Here is a 1,171-nt window from a genome sequence, read left to right on the forward strand (position 1 = left end):
TTTACTCGATGATCTTGGCGACGACACCGGCGCCGACGGTACGGCCGCCTTCGCGGATGGCGAAGCGCAGACCCTCTTCCATCGCGATCGGCGCGATCAGCTTCACCGTGATCGACACGTTGTCGCCCGGCATCACCATTTCCTTGTCCTTCGGCAGCTCGATCGAGCCCGTCACGTCCGTCGTACGGAAGTAGAACTGCGGACGGTAGTTGTTGAAGAACGGCGTGTGGCGACCGCCTTCGTCCTTGCTCAGCACGTACACTTCAGCCGTGAAGTGCGTGTGCGGCGTGATCGAACCCGGCTTCGCCAGCACCTGGCCACGCTCCACGTCTTCACGCTTCGTGCCGCGCAGCAGGATACCCACGTTGTCGCCCGCCTGACCCTGGTCGAGCAGCTTGCGGAACATTTCCACGCCCGTGCAGGTCGTCTTCACCGTCGGCTTGATACCGACGATCTCGATTTCCTCGCCAACCTTCACCACGCCGCGCTCCACGCGACCCGTCACCACCGTGCCGCGGCCCGAGATCGAGAACACGTCTTCCACCGGCATCAGGAACGCGCCGTCAACCGCGCGCTCCGGCGTCGGGATGTACGTGTCCAGTGCGTCGGCCAGGTTCATGATCGCCACTTCGCCCAGCTCGCCCTTGTCGCCTTCCAGCGCCAGCTTCGCCGAACCCTTGATGATCGGCGTGTCGTCGCCCGGGAAGTCGTACTTCGACAGGAGTTCGCGCACTTCCATCTCGACGAGCTCGAGCAGCTCGGCGTCGTCCACCATGTCGCACTTGTTCAGGAACACGATGATGTACGGCACGCCAACCTGGCGCGCCAGCAGGATGTGCTCACGCGTCTGCGGCATCGGGCCGTCGGCGGCCGAGCACACCAGGATCGCGCCGTCCATCTGCGCGGCACCCGTGATCATGTTCTTCACGTAGTCGGCGTGGCCCGGGCAGTCGACGTGTGCGTAGTGGCGGTTCGCCGTTTCGTACTCGACGTGCGCGGTGTTGATCGTGATACCACGGGCCTTTTCTTCCGGCGCCGCGTCGATCTGGTCATACGCCTTCGCCTCGCCGCCGAACTTCGCGGTCAGAACCGTCGTGATCGCTGCCGTCAGCGTGGTCTTGCCGTGGTCAACGTGACCGATCGTGCCCACGTTCACGTGCGGCTTCGTCCG

Annotated in this window: 1 protein-coding gene; it reads right to left on the reverse strand. The window is 64.3% G+C overall.

Annotation, left to right across the window (positions count from 1 at the left end; all coding sequences use genetic code 11):
• Nucleotide 1: 1 nt before the first annotated feature.
• A partial coding sequence (tuf, locus tag BAC01S_RS29770; protein ID WP_027798019.1) for an elongation factor Tu occupies nucleotides 2-1,171 on the reverse strand: 1,170 nt, incomplete at its 5' end.

Origin of the sequence: Paraburkholderia acidipaludis NBRC 101816, assembly GCF_000684975.1 — a bacterium.
Taxonomy (GTDB): domain Bacteria; phylum Pseudomonadota; class Gammaproteobacteria; order Burkholderiales; family Burkholderiaceae; genus Paraburkholderia; species Paraburkholderia acidipaludis.